General features: G+C 66.3%; 16 protein-coding genes. 4 read left to right on the top strand and 12 right to left on the bottom strand.

What is annotated here, in order from left to right:
• Positions 1-64: 64 nt before the first annotated feature.
• The 7 genes from pcaF to BTH42_RS24410 form a co-directional block, all read right to left on the bottom strand.
• Positions 65-1,267, bottom strand: a complete 1,203-nt coding sequence (pcaF, locus tag BTH42_RS24440; RefSeq protein WP_075303741.1) for a 3-oxoadipyl-CoA thiolase — start codon at positions 1,265-1,267, stop codon at positions 65-67.
• A 386-nt stretch (positions 1,268-1,653) separates the two neighbouring features.
• A complete protein-coding gene (gene denD / locus BTH42_RS24435; protein WP_075303740.1) occupies positions 1,654-2,634 on the bottom strand; it encodes a D-erythronate dehydrogenase in 981 nt (326 codons plus the stop codon).
• A 59-nt stretch (positions 2,635-2,693) separates the two neighbouring features.
• Positions 2,694-3,494, bottom strand: coding sequence for a 2-oxo-tetronate isomerase (gene otnI / locus BTH42_RS24430; protein ID WP_075303739.1), 801 nt, complete (start codon positions 3,492-3,494; stop codon positions 2,694-2,696).
• A 50-nt stretch (positions 3,495-3,544) separates the two neighbouring features.
• Positions 3,545-4,207, bottom strand: coding sequence for an aldolase (locus tag BTH42_RS24425; protein ID WP_075303738.1), 663 nt, complete (start codon positions 4,205-4,207; stop codon positions 3,545-3,547).
• Positions 4,204-5,562, bottom strand: coding sequence for a 3-oxo-tetronate kinase (otnK, locus tag BTH42_RS24420; protein WP_075303737.1), 1,359 nt, complete (start codon positions 5,560-5,562; stop codon positions 4,204-4,206). Before otnK ends, BTH42_RS24425 begins: the two co-directional genes overlap by 4 nt.
• Before the next feature lie 15 nt (positions 5,563-5,577).
• Positions 5,578-6,468 carry an L-threonate dehydrogenase gene (gene ltnD / locus BTH42_RS24415; protein ID WP_083654893.1) on the bottom strand — a complete coding sequence of 297 codons (891 nt, stop codon included), beginning with the start codon at positions 6,466-6,468 and terminating at the stop codon, positions 5,578-5,580.
• Between the two features lie 25 nt (positions 6,469-6,493).
• Positions 6,494-7,198, bottom strand: a complete 705-nt coding sequence (locus BTH42_RS24410) for a FadR/GntR family transcriptional regulator (protein ID WP_075303736.1) — start codon at positions 7,196-7,198, stop codon at positions 6,494-6,496.
• Positions 7,199-7,456: 258 nt separating this feature from the next.
• Between BTH42_RS24410 and BTH42_RS24405 the strand changes: the two genes are divergently transcribed.
• Positions 7,457-8,287 (top strand): IclR family transcriptional regulator, encoded by an 831-nt coding sequence (locus BTH42_RS24405; protein ID WP_075303735.1) that lies wholly within the window; start codon positions 7,457-7,459, stop codon positions 8,285-8,287.
• On the opposite strand, the gene BTH42_RS24400 is transcribed toward BTH42_RS24405, so the two are convergent.
• Positions 8,288-9,592, bottom strand: a complete 1,305-nt coding sequence (locus BTH42_RS24400) for an MFS transporter (protein ID WP_075303734.1) — start codon at positions 9,590-9,592, stop codon at positions 8,288-8,290.
• Positions 9,593-9,646: 54 nt separating this feature from the next.
• A complete protein-coding gene (locus BTH42_RS24395) occupies positions 9,647-10,837 on the bottom strand; it encodes a M20 aminoacylase family protein (RefSeq protein ID WP_075303733.1) in 1,191 nt (396 codons plus the stop codon).
• Positions 10,838-11,024: 187 nt separating this feature from the next.
• Here BTH42_RS24395 and BTH42_RS24390 point away from each other — a divergent pair, with 187 nt between their 5' ends.
• Positions 11,025-11,933, top strand: coding sequence for a LysR family transcriptional regulator (locus BTH42_RS24390; protein WP_075303732.1), 909 nt, complete (start codon positions 11,025-11,027; stop codon positions 11,931-11,933).
• Between the two features lie 50 nt (positions 11,934-11,983).
• On the opposite strand, the gene phnN is transcribed toward BTH42_RS24390, so the two are convergent.
• The 3 genes from phnN to BTH42_RS24375 all read right to left on the bottom strand — a co-directional run bounded on the left by phnN (position 11,984) and on the right by BTH42_RS24375 (position 15,737).
• Entirely contained in the window at positions 11,984-12,535 is a 552-nt protein-coding gene (gene phnN / locus BTH42_RS24385; protein WP_075303731.1) for a phosphonate metabolism protein/1,5-bisphosphokinase (PRPP-forming) PhnN, read from the bottom strand.
• Between the two features lie 98 nt (positions 12,536-12,633).
• The gene (locus tag BTH42_RS24380; RefSeq protein WP_075303730.1) at positions 12,634-14,511 is read right to left on the bottom strand and encodes a diguanylate cyclase domain-containing protein; all 1,878 of its coding nucleotides are present in this window, start codon (positions 14,509-14,511) and stop codon (positions 12,634-12,636) included.
• Positions 14,511-15,737, bottom strand: coding sequence for a PotD/PotF family extracellular solute-binding protein (locus BTH42_RS24375; protein ID WP_372237283.1), 1,227 nt, complete (start codon positions 15,735-15,737; stop codon positions 14,511-14,513). Before BTH42_RS24375 ends, BTH42_RS24380 begins: the two co-directional genes overlap by 1 nt.
• A gap of 641 nt (positions 15,738-16,378) precedes the next feature.
• On the opposite strand from BTH42_RS24375, the gene BTH42_RS24370 reads away from it, so the two are divergent.
• Both BTH42_RS24370 and BTH42_RS24365 read left to right on the top strand, forming a co-directional pair.
• The gene (locus tag BTH42_RS24370) at positions 16,379-17,161 is read left to right on the top strand and encodes an ABC transporter substrate-binding protein (protein WP_075303729.1); all 783 of its coding nucleotides are present in this window, start codon (positions 16,379-16,381) and stop codon (positions 17,159-17,161) included.
• Positions 17,162-17,396: 235 nt separating this feature from the next.
• Positions 17,397-18,512 carry a succinylglutamate desuccinylase/aspartoacylase family protein gene (locus tag BTH42_RS24365; protein ID WP_075303728.1) on the top strand — a complete coding sequence of 372 codons (1,116 nt, stop codon included), beginning with the start codon at positions 17,397-17,399 and terminating at the stop codon, positions 18,510-18,512.
• The last annotated feature ends 169 nt before the right edge of the window (positions 18,513-18,681 follow it).

The following is an 18,681-nucleotide window of genomic DNA, read 5'->3' as shown; positions in this document are numbered from 1 at the left end:
CTTCTCATATCGATTGGCGCGGAAAAACCGCAAGGCGGAGCGCGCTGCGCCCCGCCTCAAACCATTACACGCGTTCGATCGCGATCGCGATGCCCTGACCGACGCCGATACACATCGTGCACAGCGCGAAACGGCCTTGCGTGCGCTGCAGCTGATACGTCGCGGTCGTCACCAGACGCGCGCCGCTCATGCCGAGCGGGTGGCCCAGCGCGATCGCGCCGCCGTTCGGGTTCACGCGAGGATCGTCGTCGGCGACGCCCAGCGCGCGCAGCACCGCGATGCCTTGCGACGCGAACGCTTCGTTCAGTTCGATCACGTCGAACTGGTCGATCGTCATGCCCAGACGCTTGAGCAGCTTCTGCGTTGCCGGTGCCGGGCCGATGCCCATCACGCGCGGCTCGACGCCGGCGGTCGCGACGCCCAGCACGCGGGCACGCGGCACGAGGCCGAAGCGCTTCGCGGTTTCTTCGTTCGCGAGCAGCAGCGCGGCGGCGCCGTCGTTCACGCCCGATGCGTTACCGGCCGTCACCGTGCCGTCCGGGCGCACCACGCCCTTGAGCTTCGCGAGCGTTTCGAGCGACGTTTCGCGCGGGTGTTCGTCTTGCGTAACCGTGATCGGATCGCCCTTCTTCTGCGCGATCGTCACACCGACGATTTCCTGCGCGAGCGTGCCGTCGCGTTGTGCGCGCGCGGCCTTCTGCTGGCTGCGCAGTGCGAACGCGTCCTGGTCGGCGCGGCTGATGTTGTAGTCGGTCGCGACGTTTTCGCCGGTTTCCGGCATCGAGTCGACGCCGTACAGCTTCTTCATCAGCGGGTTGACGAAACGCCAGCCGATCGTCGTGTCGTAGACCTCGTTCTGGCGCGAGAACGCGGAAGTCGCCTTCGGCATCACGAACGGCGCACGGCTCATGCTTTCGACGCCACCCGCCACCATCAGCTGCGCTTCGCCCGACTTGATCGCGCGCGCGGCGATGCCGATCGCGTCCATCCCCGAACCGCACAGACGGTTCACCGTCGAGCCCGGCACGTCCTTCGGCAGACCCGCGAGCAGCAGCGACATACGCGCGACGTTGCGGTTGTCGTCACCGGCCTGGTTCGCGCAGCCGTAGATCACGTCGTCGATCGCGGTCCAGTCGACGTTCGGGTTGCGCTCCATCAGCGCCTTGAGCGGCACCGCGCCCAGATCGTCGGCGCGCACCGACGACAGCGAACCCGCATAGCGGCCAATGGGGGTGCGAATCGCGTCGCACAGGAATGCTTCGGTCATGTGATGTCTCCAGTTGAGAGGCTGCGTGCGCTGCGCGCCGGTTCGCCGCGATGCCGTGAGGGCAGCGCGGGAAACTGCAGGAAGCTGCAACAGGCATCGGCGTAGGGGCCGACGCGTCGCAGCAGCTTAGCGCAGGATCGAAAACGATGGGCTTGGGATTGACGACAAGTACCGCGATGGCGCTTCCTGAGCCGACCAAAATGTTCTTTACACGAACACTAGGTCATATATCGAACAAACAGGCACGATAATAGGCGCGTGCGCGAAACCATGTCAAGCACGGCGGACGCCGTGCCAGCTCATATTAGGGAATACGCGGAGGGGGAGTCGTTCGAGGTGCGGTGAATGCGCATTCGGTGCGCATTCAGTGCGGATTGAACGTACGGTCAGCGCGGAACGATCCCTTCGTCGGCGAGATAAGCGCGGATCACATCGGCGAAATTGCGCTCGCCGGTGAGCCCCAAACGCTCGGCGCGCGACGTGTCCCACGCGCCGGGCCAACTGCCGACAATCTTCTCGATCCGCTCATCGGGCTCGCGCACGACACGCCCGGCAACCGCGTCGCCGGCCACTTCGCGCAGCGCCGCGATCATTTCGTCGACGCTGACCGACAGCCCCGGCAGATTCAGCACCCGCTGCTTGCCGAGCGCGGCGCCGTCGAGTTCGAGTCCGGCGATCAGAGATTCGATCGCCTTGCGCGGCGACAGCAGCCACAGCCGCGTCGAGCCGGCGACCGGACACACGGCCTGCTCGCCGTTCAGCGGCTCGCGAATGATGCCGCTCGCAAACGACGACGCCGCCGCATTCGGCCGCCCCGGCCGCACGCTGATGGTCGGCAGCCGCAGCACCCGGCCGTCGACGAAACCGCGCCGCGAATAATCGTTCAGCAGCAATTCGGCGATCGCCTTCTGCGCGCCGTACGACGATTGCGGATTGAGCGCGGTGTCGTCCTGCACGATCTCGGGCAGTTCGCCGCCGTACACCGCGACCGAACTCGTGAACACCACGCGCGGTACATGCCCACGCTGCCGGCAGACTTCGAGCAGCAGCCGCGACGCATCCAGATTGATGCGCATGCCGAGATCGAAATCCGCCTCGGCCTGACCGCTGACGATAGCGGCCAGATGGAAGATCGCCGCCGTATCGGCATCGATCGCGCGTTCGAGCACGCTGCGCTCCGCGATATCGCCGACTTCGGTGCGCACGCGCGCGTCGCCGAAATCGTTCGCGCGCACGACGTCGAGCAGCACCAGTTCAGTCAGCGCTTGCGGGGTGCCGCGCGCATCCTTGAGCGAACCGCGCGCGAGCAGTTCGCGCGCGAGGCGTTGACCAAGAAAACCCGCGCCGCCGGTGATCAGTACTTTCATGATTGCGTGTCCGTGGTGATGGATCGGGAATCGCGCGCTGCCGCGACGCGCGGCAACACTCAGCGCGCCGCGTCCAGATAAGGCGCGAGCCAGCCGAGCCCGGCCGAAGTCCCCGCGCGCGGCCGGTATTCGCAGCCGATATAGCCGTCGTAGCCGAGCGCATCGATCAGCTCGAACAGGTACGGATAGTTCAGCTCGCCGAGATCCGGTTCGTGCCGCTCGGGCACGCCGGCGATCTGAATATGGCCGATGCCGGCCATGTCGCGTTTGAGCTTCATCGCGAGATCGCCTTCGACGATCTGGCAGTGGTAGCAGTCGAACTGCACCTTCAGATTCTTCGCGCCGACTTCCGCGCAGATCGCCTGCGCGTCGTCCTGGCGATTGAGGAAATAGCCGGGCATGTCGCGCGTGTTGATCGGCTCGATCACGATCGTGATCTGCTCGGCTTGCGCGATTTGCGCGGCGTAGGCGAGGTTTTTCAAATACACGTCGCGTTGCGCGCGGCGTTGCGTGTCGCCCGGTTGATCGCCTGCAAGCAGCCCCGCCATCACATGCAGCTTGCGATTGCCGAGTACGCGCGCGTACTCGAGCGCGGTGTCGAGGCCGCGTTTGAATTCTTCCTCGCGCCCCGGCAGCGACGCGAGACCGCGTTCGCCGCCGGCCCAGTCGCCGGGCGGCGCATTGAACAGCGCCTGCGTGAGGCTGTTCGCGTCGAGCCGCGCCTTCAGTTCGCCCGCGCGAAATTCATACGGGAACAGAAATTCGACCGCGTTGAAGCCGTCGCGCGCGGCGGCGGAGAAGCGGTCGAGGAACGCGTGCTCGTTGTACATCATCGTCAGATTGGCGGCAAAGCGGGGCATGTCGGCAACTCCTTTATCCAATTAGTGCTGTGCGGCGCGGCTGGCCGCCACTACCAGCGCGCGCCGAACGCGCCGCGCAGTTCATCGATTGCGGCGGCGTCGAGCGGCGCGGGCCGCGGGTTCGTCATCAGCCACAAACGCGCGGTCTCTTCCAGTTCTTCGAGCGCATACGACGCATGCGCGACCGAGCGCTCCCACACCACCGGCCCCAGCCGTTCGAGCAGCACCGCGCGCACGCTGTCGGCGAGCGCGGCGATCTGCTCCGCGACTTGCGGATCGCCCGGCTTGCGATAACGAATCAGCGGAACGTGCCCCACTTTCATCACGTAGTACGGCGTCAGCGGCGGCAGCACGTCGGCGTCGCTCCATACGCCCGCGAGCGTCAGCGCGACCAGATGCGTCGAATGGGTATGGACGACACCGCGCGCGTCGCGATTGCGCGCATAGATCCCGCGATGCAGCGCGAGCGTTTTCGACGGCTTGCCGCCCGAGACCGGCTGGCCGTCGAAACCGACCTTCGCGATCTCAGCGGGATCGAGGCGGCCGAGACACGCATCGGTCGGCGTGATCAGCCAGCCGTCGTCGAGTCGCGCGCTGATGTTGCCGGCCGTGCCGACCGTATAGCCGCGCTGATAGAGGCTCGCGCCGACCGTGCAGATTTCGTCGCGCACGCGCGCTTCATCCGACGTATGGAGTGCGGGCGCGCCGGTCATTGCGCGGCTCCGTCGAGATGGCGCAGCGCCTTCGCGAAGAAATCAGTCGTACCGAAGTTGCCGGACTTCAGCGCGAGCGCGAGCGGCTCCGCGCCGGTGGTCGCGGTCGCCGGCACACCCGGATCGATCTGCGCGCCGATGCGCAGCGTGCGCACGTCGAGCGCCTGCACGACCGCGCCCGATGTCTCGCCGCCCGCGACGACGAACTTGCGCACGCCGCGCTCGCGCAAGCCGCGCGCAATCGACGCCAGCGTCGTCTCGACCAGATGCCCCGCCTCGTTGACGCCGAGTTCGCGCTGCACCGCCTTCACTTCGTCGGGCGAGGCGGTCGCGTAGATCAATACCGGCTCCGCGCGATCCAGATGCTGCTGCGCGAACGCGAGCGCCTGCGCGACCACGTCCTCGCCGCGCGCCGCCGCGAGCGGATCGATGCGGAACGCGGGCCGGCTCGCGCGCCACTCGGCAACCTGCGCGTTGGTCGCTTTCGACGCGCTGCCCGCCAGCACCGCCGACAAACCTTCTACACGCGGCAACTGCGCTGCGTCGGCCTGTTCGCCGAGCAGACCCGCGCGGCGGAAATTGGCCGGCAAACCGAGCGCGACGCCGGAGCCGCCGGTGATCAACGCCAGCTCCGCGCAAGCCGCGCCGAGCGTATGCAGGTCGGCGTCGGACACCGCATCGGCGATCGCGATACGCACGCCATCGGCGCGCAATGCATCGATGCCGGCACGCACGGCCGCATCGCCTTGCGCGATCGTGTCGTAACGCAGCAGCCCGACCTTCGATTGCGTCTGTCGTTGCAGCACCCGCACGAGGTTCGCATCGCGCATCGGGGTGAGCGGATGGTTCTCCATCCCCGATTCGTTGAGCAGTGTGTCGCCGACGAACAGATGGCCGCGAAAGATCGTGCGGCCGTTCTCGGGAAACGCGGGGCATGCGATCGTGAACGACGCGCGCTGAGCGTCGTCGGCACCATTGGCACCATCGGCACCGCTAGCACCATCAGCCGCCAACGCATTCAGCAACGCATCGGCGACCGGCCCGATATTGCCCGCATCGGTCGAATCGAATGTCGAGCAGTACTTGAAAAAGAACTGCCGGCAGCCTTGTGCGCGCAGCCAGTCGAGCGCGGCGAGCGATTGTGCGACCGCATCGGCGGCGTCGATCGTGCGCGACTTCAGCGCGACCACCAGCGCATCGGCATCGAGCGCTTCGTTCGACTCGGGCACGCCGATCGTCTGCACCGTGCGCATACCGCCGCGCACCAGCATGTTGGCGAGATCGGTCGCGCCGGTGAAATCGTCGGCGATGCAGCCGAGCAGTGCGCGTTGCGCGGGTTTCGAATCAGCCGTCATTGCAAGCGCCCTCGCCTAGTGCCGACCCGGCAAATCGATGCCGGGAAAAATCTTCACGACCGCCGAATCGTCTTCGCCGCCATGCCCCGCGCTCGACGCCATCATGAACATCTGATGCGCGGCCGCCGACAGCGGCAGCGGAAATTTCGTGCGCCGCGCGGTGTCGAGCACGAGGCCGAGATCCTTGACGAAGATATCGACCGCGGACAGCGGCGTGTAATCGCCCGCGAGAATGTGCGGCACGCGGTTCTCGAACATCCACGAATTGCCGGCGCTGTGCGTGATCACTTCATACAGCGCGGCGGGATCGACGCCTTCGCGCAAACCGAGCGCCATCGCCTCGGCCGACGCGGCGATATGCACGCCGGCCAGCAGCTGGTTGATGATCTTCACCTTCGAGCCCGCGCCGTGCGCGGCGCCGAGCCGGTAGACCTTGCCGGCGATCGCGGCGAGCACGTCTTCGCAGGCGGCGTAGGCGGCCGCCGGTCCCGAGGTCATCATCGTCATTTCGCCGGACGCGGCGCGTGCGGCGCCGCCCGACACCGGCGCGTCGAGCATCTGCAAGCCGGCCGCCTCGACGCGCCTGCCGAGTTCGACCGCGAATTCCGGCGCGACCGTCGCGCTCGCAATCACCACGCCGCCCGGCTGCATCGCCACGACCGCACCGTGCTCGCCGAACAGCACCGCTTCGGTTTGCACGGCGTTCACGACCAGCGTGACCACGACCGCGCATTGCGCGCCAAGCTCGGCCGGCGTGCTGCAACCGGTCCCGCCTTCGGCGACGAAACCCTGCAACACGTCGCCGCGCAAATCGCACGCGTGGACCTTGAAGCCCGCGCGCAACAGCGAACGCGCGACACCCAGCCCCATCGCTCCCAACCCAATCACACCGACATTTCTCGACATGCGTGTCCTCGCTCGAATGATGTGCCTACCCGATCCCCGCCTCCGCCAGCCGCCGCGCCGCGTTATACAGATGCGTCTGCGCGGCCTCGCGCGCCGCCGCCGGATCGCTCGCGCGAATCGCCGCCGCGATCGCCGCATGCTCGTCGCGCACCTGGCGTGAAAAATCCTCGCGCAGCGCCTCGTTGCGGCGCGTGACGAGCGTACCTGCTTCGAGGTACTGATTAAGGAAGCTCAGTGTCTTCAGGAAATATGGATTGCCGGTCGCGGCCGCAATCGCGCGATGAAACGCGACATCCGCGGCGACGCCATCGTCGCCGTCCGCGACCGCCGTATCGATCCGCGCGAGCGCCGCGTCGATCGATACGAGATCGGCCGCGCTGCGCCGCATCGCCGCCTCGGCTGCCACTTCGGCCTCGATCGCGCGCCGCAGCGCCAGAATCTGCACGACCGAACCCGGCTCGATCGCCTCCGCGTAATCGATCCGCAGCGGCCGGATCGCGCCGTGCGCGGCGATGAACACGCCGCTGCCCTGGCGCGGCTCGACCACGCCTTCGTTCTTCAGCCGCGACAGCGCCTCGCGAATCACCGTGCGGCTCACGCCGAACTGCTGCGCGAGCACCGTCTCGGTCGGCAGCTTGCCGCCGCGCGCGAACGCACCCTTATCGATCTGCTTGAGCAGTTGCTGCGCGACGGTGTCGCTCAGCGCCCGCGCGGGAATTTTCTCGAACATGCACTATCGCTTCGGTGGGGGCGGTAAGATGCGGCAGGTTGTCGGGTCATCATACAAATTTCGCGCTGCGTGCCGCATTCACGCAAACCCTGGGATTTTTGAGCAGGTTTCGCGTTATTTGGCGAAACGGAAGGCTTAAGCTATCGTCTCGCCTTTGCGTCACAACCTGCCTCAGCGCGCCGTAGCCGGGCGCGCACCGCGTGCATCGCCACGCGCACTTCTCGAACCGACTTATCTCGAACCCATTTACCAAGGTCCATGAGCAAAGCCCTGCCGTCGTCTTCCGTCGTGCCCGCCAACGCCGAACCGGCTCCGGAGAAGCCGGAGCCGGGCGACTCGTACGTGCAGTCGTTCGCGCGCGGTCTCGCGGTGATCCGCGCGTTCGATGCGAGCCGTCCCGAACAGACGCTCACCGATGTCGCCGCCGCGACCGGCCTGACCCGCGCCGGCGCGCGGCGGATCCTGCTGACGCTGCAGACGCTCGGCTATGTGGAAGCGGAAGGACGGCTGTTCCGGCTGACGCCGAAGATTCTCGATCTGGGCTTCGCGTATCTGACCTCGATGCCGTTCTGGAATCTCGCGGAACCGGTGATGGAGAACCTGTCCGCGCAGGTGCACGAAAGCTGCTCGGCGGCCGTGCTCGATCGCACCGAGATCGTCTACGTGCTGCGCGTGCCGACCCACAAGATCATGACGATCAACCTGTCGATCGGCAGCCGGTTGCCCGCGTACTGCACGTCGATGGGCCGCGTGCTGCTCGCCTCGCTCGACGACGACACGCTCGACGCGACGCTGAACTCGTCGCCGCTCTACGCGCACACGCCGCGCACCGTGACCGACAAGGAAGAGCTGAAGAAGCTGATCGCGCAGGTGCGCCGCCAGGGCTGGGCGATCGTCGATCAGGAACTCGAAGGCGGCTTGATCTCGCTGTCCGCGCCGATCCGCAACCGCCAGGGGCGCGTGATCGCCGCGCTGAACATCAGCGGCAATGCGCAGCGCAATTCGGCCAAGCAGATGGTGAAGGCGTTTCTGGAGCCGCTGCAGGAGGCCGCGCAAACCGTCTCGGAGATGGTCGCGCGGCGCGGCTGATCAATCGAGCGGCTGGTCCGCGGTCTCTTTCAACATCGACACCGCGATCAGCGACACCACCACGCACGCGGCCACATAGCCGGCCGGCGCGAGCTTGCTGCCGGTGACGCGCACCAGCCATGTCGCGACCAGTTGCGCGGTGCCGCCGAACACGCACACCGACAGCGCATAGGCGATCGAAATCCCGGTCGCGCGCACGCGGCGCGGAAACGACTCGCACATCAGCGCGAATTCCGACGCCGAACCCATCGAGTAGAACACCAGCATCAGCGACGTCAGCGGCATGATCACCGACAGCCGCGGAAAGCGCGCCATCAGCATGAAGGCCGGAAACAGCAGCAGCACCAGCACGCCGCGGCCGATCAGGATCGGCAGCTTGCGGCTGCGAATGCGGTCCGACAGCAACCCGAACACCGGGCACATCACCAGCACCACGCAGCCGGACGCGACGCCGACCAGCATCGACAGCGACATCGGCATGCCGAGCGTGTGGATCGCGTAGGTCGGCATGTAGAAGGTCAGGATGTAGGTCGACACGGTGCCGCCCATCACCGCGAGCGTAATCAGCAGCAGCGTGCGCAGATGCTTGCTGAACAGTTCGTGCAGCACCCCGCGTTCGATCCCGTGATGAGAATGCGCGCCGACCGGATCGTCGGCGAGACGGCGGCGCAGGAAAATGCCGACCGGCGCAATGCCCACCCCAATCAGAAACGGCACGCGCCAGCCCCAGCTTTCGAGCGCTTCCTTCGACAACACCGCCGCCAGCAGTGCCGCGATACCCGCGCCCATCAGCGCCGCGCCGCCTTGCGTCGCCAGTTGCCAGCTCGCGCGAAAACCGCGCCGCGAACCGCCGCCCTGTTCGAGCAGCGCCGAAGTCGCCGCGCCGAATTCACCGCCCTGCGAGAAGCCCTGCACGAGCCGCGCGAGCACGATCAACAGCGGCGCCGCGAGACCGATTTGCGCATAGGTCGGCATGATCGCGATCAGGCCGGTGCTCGCCGCCATCAGCATGATCGTCACGTTCAACGCGGCCTTGCGGCCCTTGCGGTCCGCGTACACGCCGAGCATCACGCTGCCGAGCGGCCGCGTGATGAAGCCCGCGGCGAACGTCGCGACCGACAGCAGCAACGAGGTAGTCGGGTCCGCCGACGGAAAGAACAGCCTGCCGATAATCACGGCGAAAAAGCCGTAGACCGTGAAGTCGAAGAACTCGAGCCAGTTGCCGATCACCGCCGCGGCAATCGCACCGCGATGGGAGATGCGCGCGGCGCCGGCGGCGTGGCTTGCGTCGGTGGTGGTATTCATCGCGTGGTCGACTCCATCGTGATGCCGGCCGGCGCCGGGGCGCCGGCCCTGCGGTTATTGCGGCAGATAACGCTCGACCAGCCGCGCCCAGAACGCCGCGCCGATCGGCAGGCTGTGATCGTTGAAGTCGTAATGCGGGTTGTGCACCATGCAGCCGTCCTCGCCGACACCGTTGCCGATGCGCAGGAACGTACCCGGCCGCTTTTGCAGCATGAACGCGAAGTCCTCGCTGCCCATCAGGATGGCGGTCTGCTCGACCACCTTGTCGTCACCGACCAGTTCGCGCGCGACCTGCACCGCGAAATCCGTTTCGGCGTCCGTATTAATGACGACCGGATAGCCTTCGATGTACTCGACCCGCGCCTTGCCGCCATAACTCTGCGCCTGGCTTTCCGCCAGCTCGGTGATGCGCTTTTTCAGCAGCGCGCGCACTTCGGGGCTGAACGAACGCACGCTCAGTTCGAGCCGCGCGCTGCTGGCAATCACGTTGTTCGCGGTACCCGCGTGCATCGAGCCGACCGTCACCACCGCCGGCTGCGACGGATCGACATTGCGCGCGACGATCGTCTGCAACGCCATCACGATGCTCGCGGCGATCACGACCGGATCGACGGTCAGTTGCGGCCGCGCCGCATGACCGCCGACGCCTTCGATCGAGATGATCGCCTTGTCGCCGGCCGACATGAACGGCCCCTTGCGGAACAGCAGCGTGCCCGGCTCCGCGCCCGGATGGTTGTGCAGGCCGAACACCGCGTCGCACGGGAAGCGCTCGAACAGCCCGTCTTCGATCATCTTCAGCGCGCCGCTGTCGATCCCGCTTTCCTCGGCCGGCTGGAAATACAGATGCACGGTGCCGGAGAAGTTACGCGTCGCCGCGAGCCGTTGCGCGGCGCCGAGCAGGATCGTCGTGTGGCCGTCGTGGCCGCATGCGTGCATCTTGCCGTGCGTGCCGCTCGCATACGGCAGCCCGGTCTCCTCGATGATCGGCAGCGCGTCCATGTCCGCGCGAATGCCGATGCTGCGCTTGCCGTCGCCCGCTTTCAGCGTGCCGACCACGCCGGTCTTGCCGACCCCGCGCGTGACCTGCCAGCCCCACTGCTCGAGCTTTTCCGCGACCAGCGCGGCGGTCCGCACTTCCTCGTACGCGAGTTCGGGATGGTGATGGATGTGATGGCGAATCTCGCGCAGGCTCGCGGCGGCGGGTTCCAGATCGGACACTTCGGTCAAACGCGGGGCTTCTTTCATCGGGGACGGCTCCAGTGAGTTCGCAGGCCGGGCGCAACGTGACGCTGAAAAGCGGCCTCGCGGCCAGGCGGATAGCGGTAACAGAAAGCGTGCAAGGTAGCCCAGCACTATAGCCACGCGATCTGGTTCGAATAAGATGCTATTTTTTTCACCCTGATTAACAGTCCTTATCTCGGGGAATACCCTCATGAAGCTGCAGCAGTTGCAGGCCTTCGTCGCCGCCGCGCATCACCGCAGCCTGCGCGCCGCCGCGCGTGAACTCGGCGTCACGCAGCCGGCCGTCACCCATACGATCCGCGAGCTGGAAAGCGCGCTCAATGCCGAGCTGATGGTGCGCAGCGTGCGCGGCATCGAGCTGACCGCGTGCGGACTCGCGCTGCTGCCGCGCGCCGAGCAATTGCTCGGCGACATGCGGCGCACGGTCGAAGCGGTCGAGCAGGTGAAGGGAGAGATGGCCGGCAAGGTCAGCGTCGGCACGATGCCGTCGCTCGCGCTGACGGTGCTGCCGCACGCGGTGTCGAGCTTTCGCGAGCGGATGCCGCTGGTGAGTCTGCATCTGGAAGAAGTGACGGTGCCCGATGCGCTCGCGCGGCTGCGCAACGGCGCGCTCGATCTCGCGGCGATCCATCACGTGCAGGCGCTCGACCCCGATCTCGTGCAGGTGCCGCTGTATTCGACGCAATTCGTCGTGACGATGCGCGCCGGCCATCCGCTCGCGCACGTCACGCGGCTGTCCGAGCTGCTCGACGCCGAGTGGATCGTCACGGTGGGCGCCGATCATTTTCCGCACAGCGTGATGATGGCGATGTTCAGCGCGCATGGTCTGCCGGTGCCGAAGCGGCTGCTGCGCGCGCCGTCGTCGTTCGCGGTGACGCTCGGGCTGGTGTCGCAGACCGACGTGATCAGTTGCTTCACGCGGCCGCTCGCGCAGATGGTCGCGCCGCTCGGGATCCGCGTCGCGCAGATCGAGGACGCACTGCCGAACTACGATCTGAGCATCATCTCGCGACGCAATCTGCTGCCGACGCCGGCCGTGCAGCAGTTCGTCGCGTGTTTGCGGCAGGTGACGCGCGAGAGGATCGGCGCGGTGCAGTAGACGCGCGCGTTATGCGAGCCCGCGAGCCCGCCAGCGCGTGGCGTGACGCGTTAAACGCTCAGCGGCTCCTTGAGGGCCGCGATCAACGCGTGGCCCGCTTCTTCGAGCGCGCCGGAATTATCGATCGACGTGCAGCGCACGCCGGCGGGCAACGCGAACGGCGCCTGCCGCGCGAGCCGCGCGGCGACCTGCTCCGCCGATTCGCGGGCGCGCGCGCCGAGCCGCGCTTCGCGGATATGCGGCGCGGCGTTCACATGCACCACTTCCGTTCGCGGATAACGCGCGAGCGCATGCGGCAGATATTGCCGCGAACCGTTGACGACCACCGTGCAGCCGCGCGCGAGCCAGCCGTCGAGTTCGATGCCGATCCCGTAACGCAGCGTATGGCTCGACCATTCGAGCGCGAACAGGCCGAGCACCGAGCGCGCGGCGAACTCCTCGACGCTCAGCGCGACATGCGCTTCGCCGTTGCCGCTCGGCCGCGTGATATAGCGATGCGCGAACAGGATCGGCTCGCCGGCCAGACGCCCGCGCGCGAATGAAAGCAGCGCGTCCTTGCCCGCGCCCGATGGCCCCATCACGTAGATCAAACGTCCTGCCATTGCTGGCTCACCTCCTTGTGATTTGCGTCGTTGCGGGACTCGCTACTCGCTACTCGCTACTCGCTACTCGCGCGGCGCGAGGCACATTAAGCACCGGGTCACGCGGTCGGCTCGGCCTCGCGGCCCTCGTCCGCGTCCGCGGCGTCCGCCGCATCTGCCGCGTCCGCCGCGTCGGTCGCAGCGCGCACCTCGGCGACACCGGCTCGCGCGGCGGCCTCGGCGGCTTCGGCCTGCTCGCGCAGACGCGCGGCGAGCAGATCCTGGTAGCGCAGATACGCGCAGCGCCCGCCCGATTTCGCCGCGTACATCGCCGCGTCCGCGTTCAGCAGCAGTTCTTCGGCATTGCCGCTGTCGTGCGGGAATTCGCTGATGCCGATGCTCGCGCCGACCGTCATGCTGTTGCCGTCGAGCGTCAGCGTTTCGTTGAGCGCATCCATGATACGCGTGGCGATCGCCGGCATGACCTGCGCCGCGCGCGCGCCTTCGATCAGCACGATGAATTCGTCGCCGCCGAGCCGCGCGACCACGTCGCCGGCATCCAGCACGTCCTGCAAGCGGCGCGCGACCGCGACCAGCACCTTGTCGCCGACCGAGTGGCCGAACTGGTCGTTGATCTGCTTGAAGCGGTCGAGGTCGACGAACAGCACCGCGAGTTCTTCGCGACGGCGCCGCGCGTCGTCGATCGCGCTTTCGAGCTTGCGCATGAACAGCATGCGGTTCGGCAAACCGGTCAATACGTCGTGCGTCGCCAGATATTCGAGGTCGCTCTGCTTGCTGCGCAGCGCATCCATCTGCGCGCGAATCTCGCCGCGCAAGCGCTCGAAGCAGCGCGCGAGCACGCCGATTTCGTCGGTGCGCTTGAGCGGTAGCGTATGCATCGCGTGCGCGGCGAACAGATGGGTGGCCGCATACGCGAGCTGATGCAGCGGCTTGGTCAGCGCCCGCGCGAACAGGATCGCCAGCAGCACCGACAACGCGCTGAACACCAGCACCATGCGGATGATGCGGGTGCCGAGCTGATGCGCGCCGGACAGCACGTCTTCGAGCGGCTTGGCGAGCCCGAGCACGATGAAGCGGTTGCCCTCCGAGCCGCCGAACGGCCGGCGCACGAACGCCAGCACGTGGCCGCCCGCCTGGCGCGGCCGGGTCAGCCCGTTGACCAGCATCGCGGTCTGCTTCTGCTCGAACAGCGGCCTCGTGACCGGGAAGCTCTCCTGCATCAGCACGCGCCGGCCGCGATCGAAGCCAAAAGTTTGCGACGCATCCGGATGCACGAGGAAGTCGCCCCACTCGTTGGCGAGATAGACCTGGTAGTCGCTCGGCAGATCGCTTTGCAGGCGCCGCAGCATGCCGGCCAGATCGATGTCGATCACGACCACGCCGACCACGCTGCCGCGCGCGTCCGCGATCGGCGTGCCGATCCGCAGCGTCGGCCTGCCCTGCGCGGCGTGCGTGCTGTATTCGTGATTGACGCCGATCGGCGACGTGTAGATGCGGCCCGGCGAAAACGCGAGCGTCTCGAACACATAGGAGAACTGGGCTTTTTCCTGCAGATCGTTGCCTGCGACGCGCACGATGCCGTCGCGATCGCGATCGAAACGGATCAGCTCGAGCCCGTAGTGCTGCCGCGTGATCAGCCGCACCTGCAGATATTCCGGGTGATGCAGCATGAAGCTCGAATACACCTGCGCGAGACGCTCGCGCCCCGCGTTCGAGCCGATCCCGTCGTCGGTCTGCGCGACTTCCACCGACGACGGCATCGTGGCGAGCACGAGCGCATCGGCGGCGACATCGTCGATCGACACCGAGATGCGCTGGCCGAGCAACTCGGTCGATGTGAGCAGGCTCCGCTCCGCTTCGTTGACCAGCATCGTGCGGTTCGCGTGATACGCGTAGTAGCCGGTCGCGCCCGACGCCAGCACGCCGATAAACGCGAACAGCACCGACAGCTTGAAGGTCAGGCCGTGGCGGAACATCAGAAGCGCTCCGAGCGGTCGCCCGACACGATGCGCGTCCACAACTGCTCGCGCCGCTGGATGTCTTCGACCGGACCGATCCACACGATGTGCGCGTTCGCGCTGTTGCCGGCGGAATCGGCGAGCGTATTCGCGAGTCCCTGGCGCTGCGTGAGCAGCCCGCTCACGTCCGGCTCCAGCATGTAGTTGATCCACGCGAGCGCGAGCGGCGGATTGCTCGCCGCGCGCGTGACCGCCCAGCAGTCGAGCCACGCGAGCGCGCCTTCGTCGGGGATCACGTAGCCGACGTCCGCGCCCGCGCGGCGCAGCAACTGCACCTGCTGGGTGCCGTAGTTGCCGAACATCAACGCGACCTTGTGCTGGATGAAGAACGCGGTCGCCTCTTCCGGCAACGTGTAATAGGTCAGCAGATTGCGGCGCAACTCGACCAGCTTGTGCGCGATCGAGCGCATCTGCGCGGCGTCGAGCTGGAACGGATGCGGATAGCCGAGCGCGAGCGCGGTAAACGAGAAGTTGTGCTGCGCGCTGTTGAAGTCGAGCACCTTGCCGCGATAACGCGGGTTCCACAATTCGCGCATCGAGTGAGGCGCCACCGGGATCTGCTGGCGATCGTAGATCAGGCCCATCGACGAATACGTGAACGGAATCCCGTACACCCTGCCCGCCGTCGTCAAACCGTCGATCGAGCCGAGCGCCTGAAAGCGCGGCAACTGTTTGGCGGTATTGGGCAGACTGGCGAGATCGAGCGGCGCGAGCAGATGCGCGTCGGTATAGCGGCGAATTTCGGCGGTATTGGCGGCGAGCACGTCGAACGGCGCGCGGTCCTTGCCGTGCATCTGCGCCCACAACGCCTCGTCCGAATCGACCAGCGTGACTTCGACTTTCGCGTCGTAGCGCGCCTCGAAATTCTTCACCACGTCGGGGTCCGCATAGCCGGGCCACGCGAGCACGCGCAGCACGTTGCCGGCGGCGAACGCGGGGCGCGCCGCGCTCAAACCCGCGCATAACAATGCACCGCTCAGAACAGACAAAAGCGCGGATGAAAGCGTCATTGCGGCGGCGGCCCGAAAAACCGCGCTTATCGAAGCGGTAATGACGGCGAAAAATCCGCGTGAAACGCGATGCGTCGATAAAGCGGCGCGCACCGGCACAGCCGCGCCCGCCATTGCTCGCTTAAAAGGCTGTTTACAACAGCTTGTTTCATCCGCTGTCGACATCGTGTGCATGGTTAACACCGTTGAGCAGAAGGCCTTTTGAGCGAACGTAAAAGCGCGACGCACTCGGGTTCGGGCTGGCAAACCGGTACAGGCCGGGCCGCGCGGGCGGCGCCCGGCGGCAAACGCGGGGAGCACCGATGATAGCGCCAAAGCCCGCGTTTTTACCCTCGAACTCGAAACGACAGCGCAAAAATATCCGCTGTTGGTAACAGCTGGTAATGCATCGGACGACGGGTCGGCCGCTGCCGTTAAATAACGGCAATTTATGCGTAATCTTTAATTCGTCCGCCGCGGTTTTCAAACAGCATGCGCTGTAATCCGGCAAAAAGCCGTTGTAAATCAGTGATAGTAACGACTACCGCGAAAGCTTTACCGGCACTCGCCGATTACAATCCGGTTACGTCGAAACGAGCGCCGGCCCGCACCCCGATAACGGCGCCGCGCGACGGCCCGCGGCGTTAGAAGCACCTCTCCTACGCCATCCGGTGTTTTCCTAACATCCCAATATTTTTGAACTGATAAGCTTTGCGCGCGTTGCAGGCCGACCCGGCTTGCAGCTGACCCCAAAACCCGTCGCGAGTCGCGCCGGGGAGCCCCCGGCGGCGCGAAATGCCGAGGGCGCAATTGAACTACACCGAGGAGTAAAAACAGTGAAAAAACTGCTAGCGGCTTTGACGGTTGCCCTGCTTGCCACCGTCGCGATCGGCGCACACGCTAAAGATTGGACGACGATCCGTTTCGGCGTCGACGCGAGCTATCCCCCGTTCGAGTCGAAAGGCGCGGACGGCAAGCTCGTTGGCTTCGATATCGACCTCGGCAATGAAATCTGCAAGCGCGTCGGCGCGAAGTGCGTGTGGGTCGAAAACGACTTCGACGGCATGATCCCGGCGCTGAAGGCGAAGAAGTTCGACGGCGTGCTGTCGTCGATGTCGATGACCCCGCAACGCGCGGAACAGGTCGCGTTCTCGTCGAAGCTGTTCAACACGCCGACGCGCCTCGTCGCGAAGAAGGGTTCGGGCCTGCTGCCGACTCCGGAATCGCTGAAGGGCAAGACGATCGGCGTCGAACAGGGCACGATCCAGGAAACCTACGCGAAGACCTACTGGGAGCCGAAGGGCGCCAAGGTCGTGCCGTACCAGAACCAGGACCAGGTCTACGCGGACCTGATCTCGGGCCGTCTGGACGCGGCGCTGCAAGACGCGGTGCAGGCTGAACAGGGCTTCCTGAAGACGCCGCGCGGCGCGGGCTTCGACTTCGCCGGCAAGGACCTCGTCGACGCGAAGATCCTCGGCAACGGCGCGGGCATCGGCATGCGCAAGGAAGACACCGATCTGAAGGCGAAGGTCGACAAGGCGATCGCCGACATGATCAAGGACGGCACCTACAAGAAGATCGAACAGAAGTACTTCGACTTCGACGTGTACGGCGGCTAACTCCCGCCACGCGTGCGGTAGCGCACGCCGGCTGCAGGCCTGAAACGGGCTCCGCGTTGCGGAGCCCGTTTTGTTTGGGCGCGCAGATCGGCTAAGATCGTGCGACACGCGAAGGCTACGAGACACCTGCGCCGCGCGCCGCCAGCCCGCTTTCCCGCCCGCGGCGACACGCACCTTTCCCCTTGCAATCAACCAGATAGCGCCGCTCGCCCAGGCGAGCCGCGAAGCCAATATCATGCAAACCCTGACCCATCCGCTGATTGCCCCGTCGCTTGGCACCGAACGCAACCTGACGAGTTTCCACTACGGTCCCGGCGGCGGACAGAAGATTTACATCCAGTCGTCGCTGCATGCGGACGAACTGCCCGGCATGCTGGTGTCGTGGGCGCTGCGCCGCAAGCTCGCCGCGCTCGAAGCCGCCGGCAAGCTGCGCGGCGAAGTGGTGGTCGTACCGGTGCCCAATCCGATCGGTCTCAATCAGCACCTGCTCGGCCAGATGCTCGGCCGCTTCGAAACCGGCAGCGCGCAGAACTTCAACCGTAATTTCCACGACCTCGCGGCGCTGGTGCTGCCGGTGATCGAAGCGCGCCTGACCGACGACATCGACGCGAACCGCGGCGCGATCCGCGCGGCGATGCGCGAAGCGCTCGACGCGCAGCAGCCGACCACCGAACTCGCGTCGCAACGCCTCGCGCTGCAAAAACTCTCGTACGACGCCGACGTCGTGCTCGATCTGCACTGCGACTGGGAAGCCGCGATGCACCTGTACACGAATCCGGATCTGTGGCCCGAGGTCGAACCGCTCGCGCGCTATCTGGATGCGAAGGCATCGCTGCTCGCGCTGAACTCGGTCGGCAATCCGTTCGACGAAATCCACAGCTTCTGCTGGTCCGATCTGCGCGGCCGCTTCGGCGAGCGCTTCCCGATTCCGAACGGCGGCATCTCGGTGACGATCGAACTGCGCGGCCAGCGCGACGTGTCGTATGAATACGCGGAACAGGACGCGCAAGGGATCATCGAGTACCTGACCTCGCGCGGCGTGATCGACGGCGAGGCGGCGCCGCTGCCGCCGCTCGAATTCGCGGCGACCCCGCTCGCGGGCACCGAGCCGCTGGTCGCGCCGATCAGCGGCGTGCTCGTGTATCGCTGCGATGTCGGTTCATGGGTGGACGTGGGCCGCGAAATCGCCGACATCGTCGATCCGCTGACGGACCGCGTCATCACGATCAAGAGCAGCGTGGCCGGCGTGCTGTACGCACGGCACCTCGCGCGCTTCGCGACGGCCGGCCTCGAGTTCGCGCGGATTGCCGGCGCGAAGGCGTTTCGTAGCGGTTCGTTGCTGAGCAACTGATAGTGACTTTCCGGGCCGGCGCTCTTGCCGGCCCTCTTGCCGCCCCCCGCATCTGCCCTTCCGCCCCGCGCTTTCGCTCCGTTTCAGTTCAGCCCTTCGGCGACGTCTCGCCCAGCTACTCCAAAAAGCTCCCCGCAACATAGGTCAAATCTGGCTTGACAGCCGCTCG

This window comes from Burkholderia sp. SRS-W-2-2016, from assembly GCF_001931485.1.
GTDB lineage: Bacteria > Pseudomonadota > Gammaproteobacteria > Burkholderiales > Burkholderiaceae > Paraburkholderia.
The sequence above is the reverse complement of the archived record's forward strand: the minus strand, read 5'-3'. Positions and strand labels throughout refer to the sequence as shown.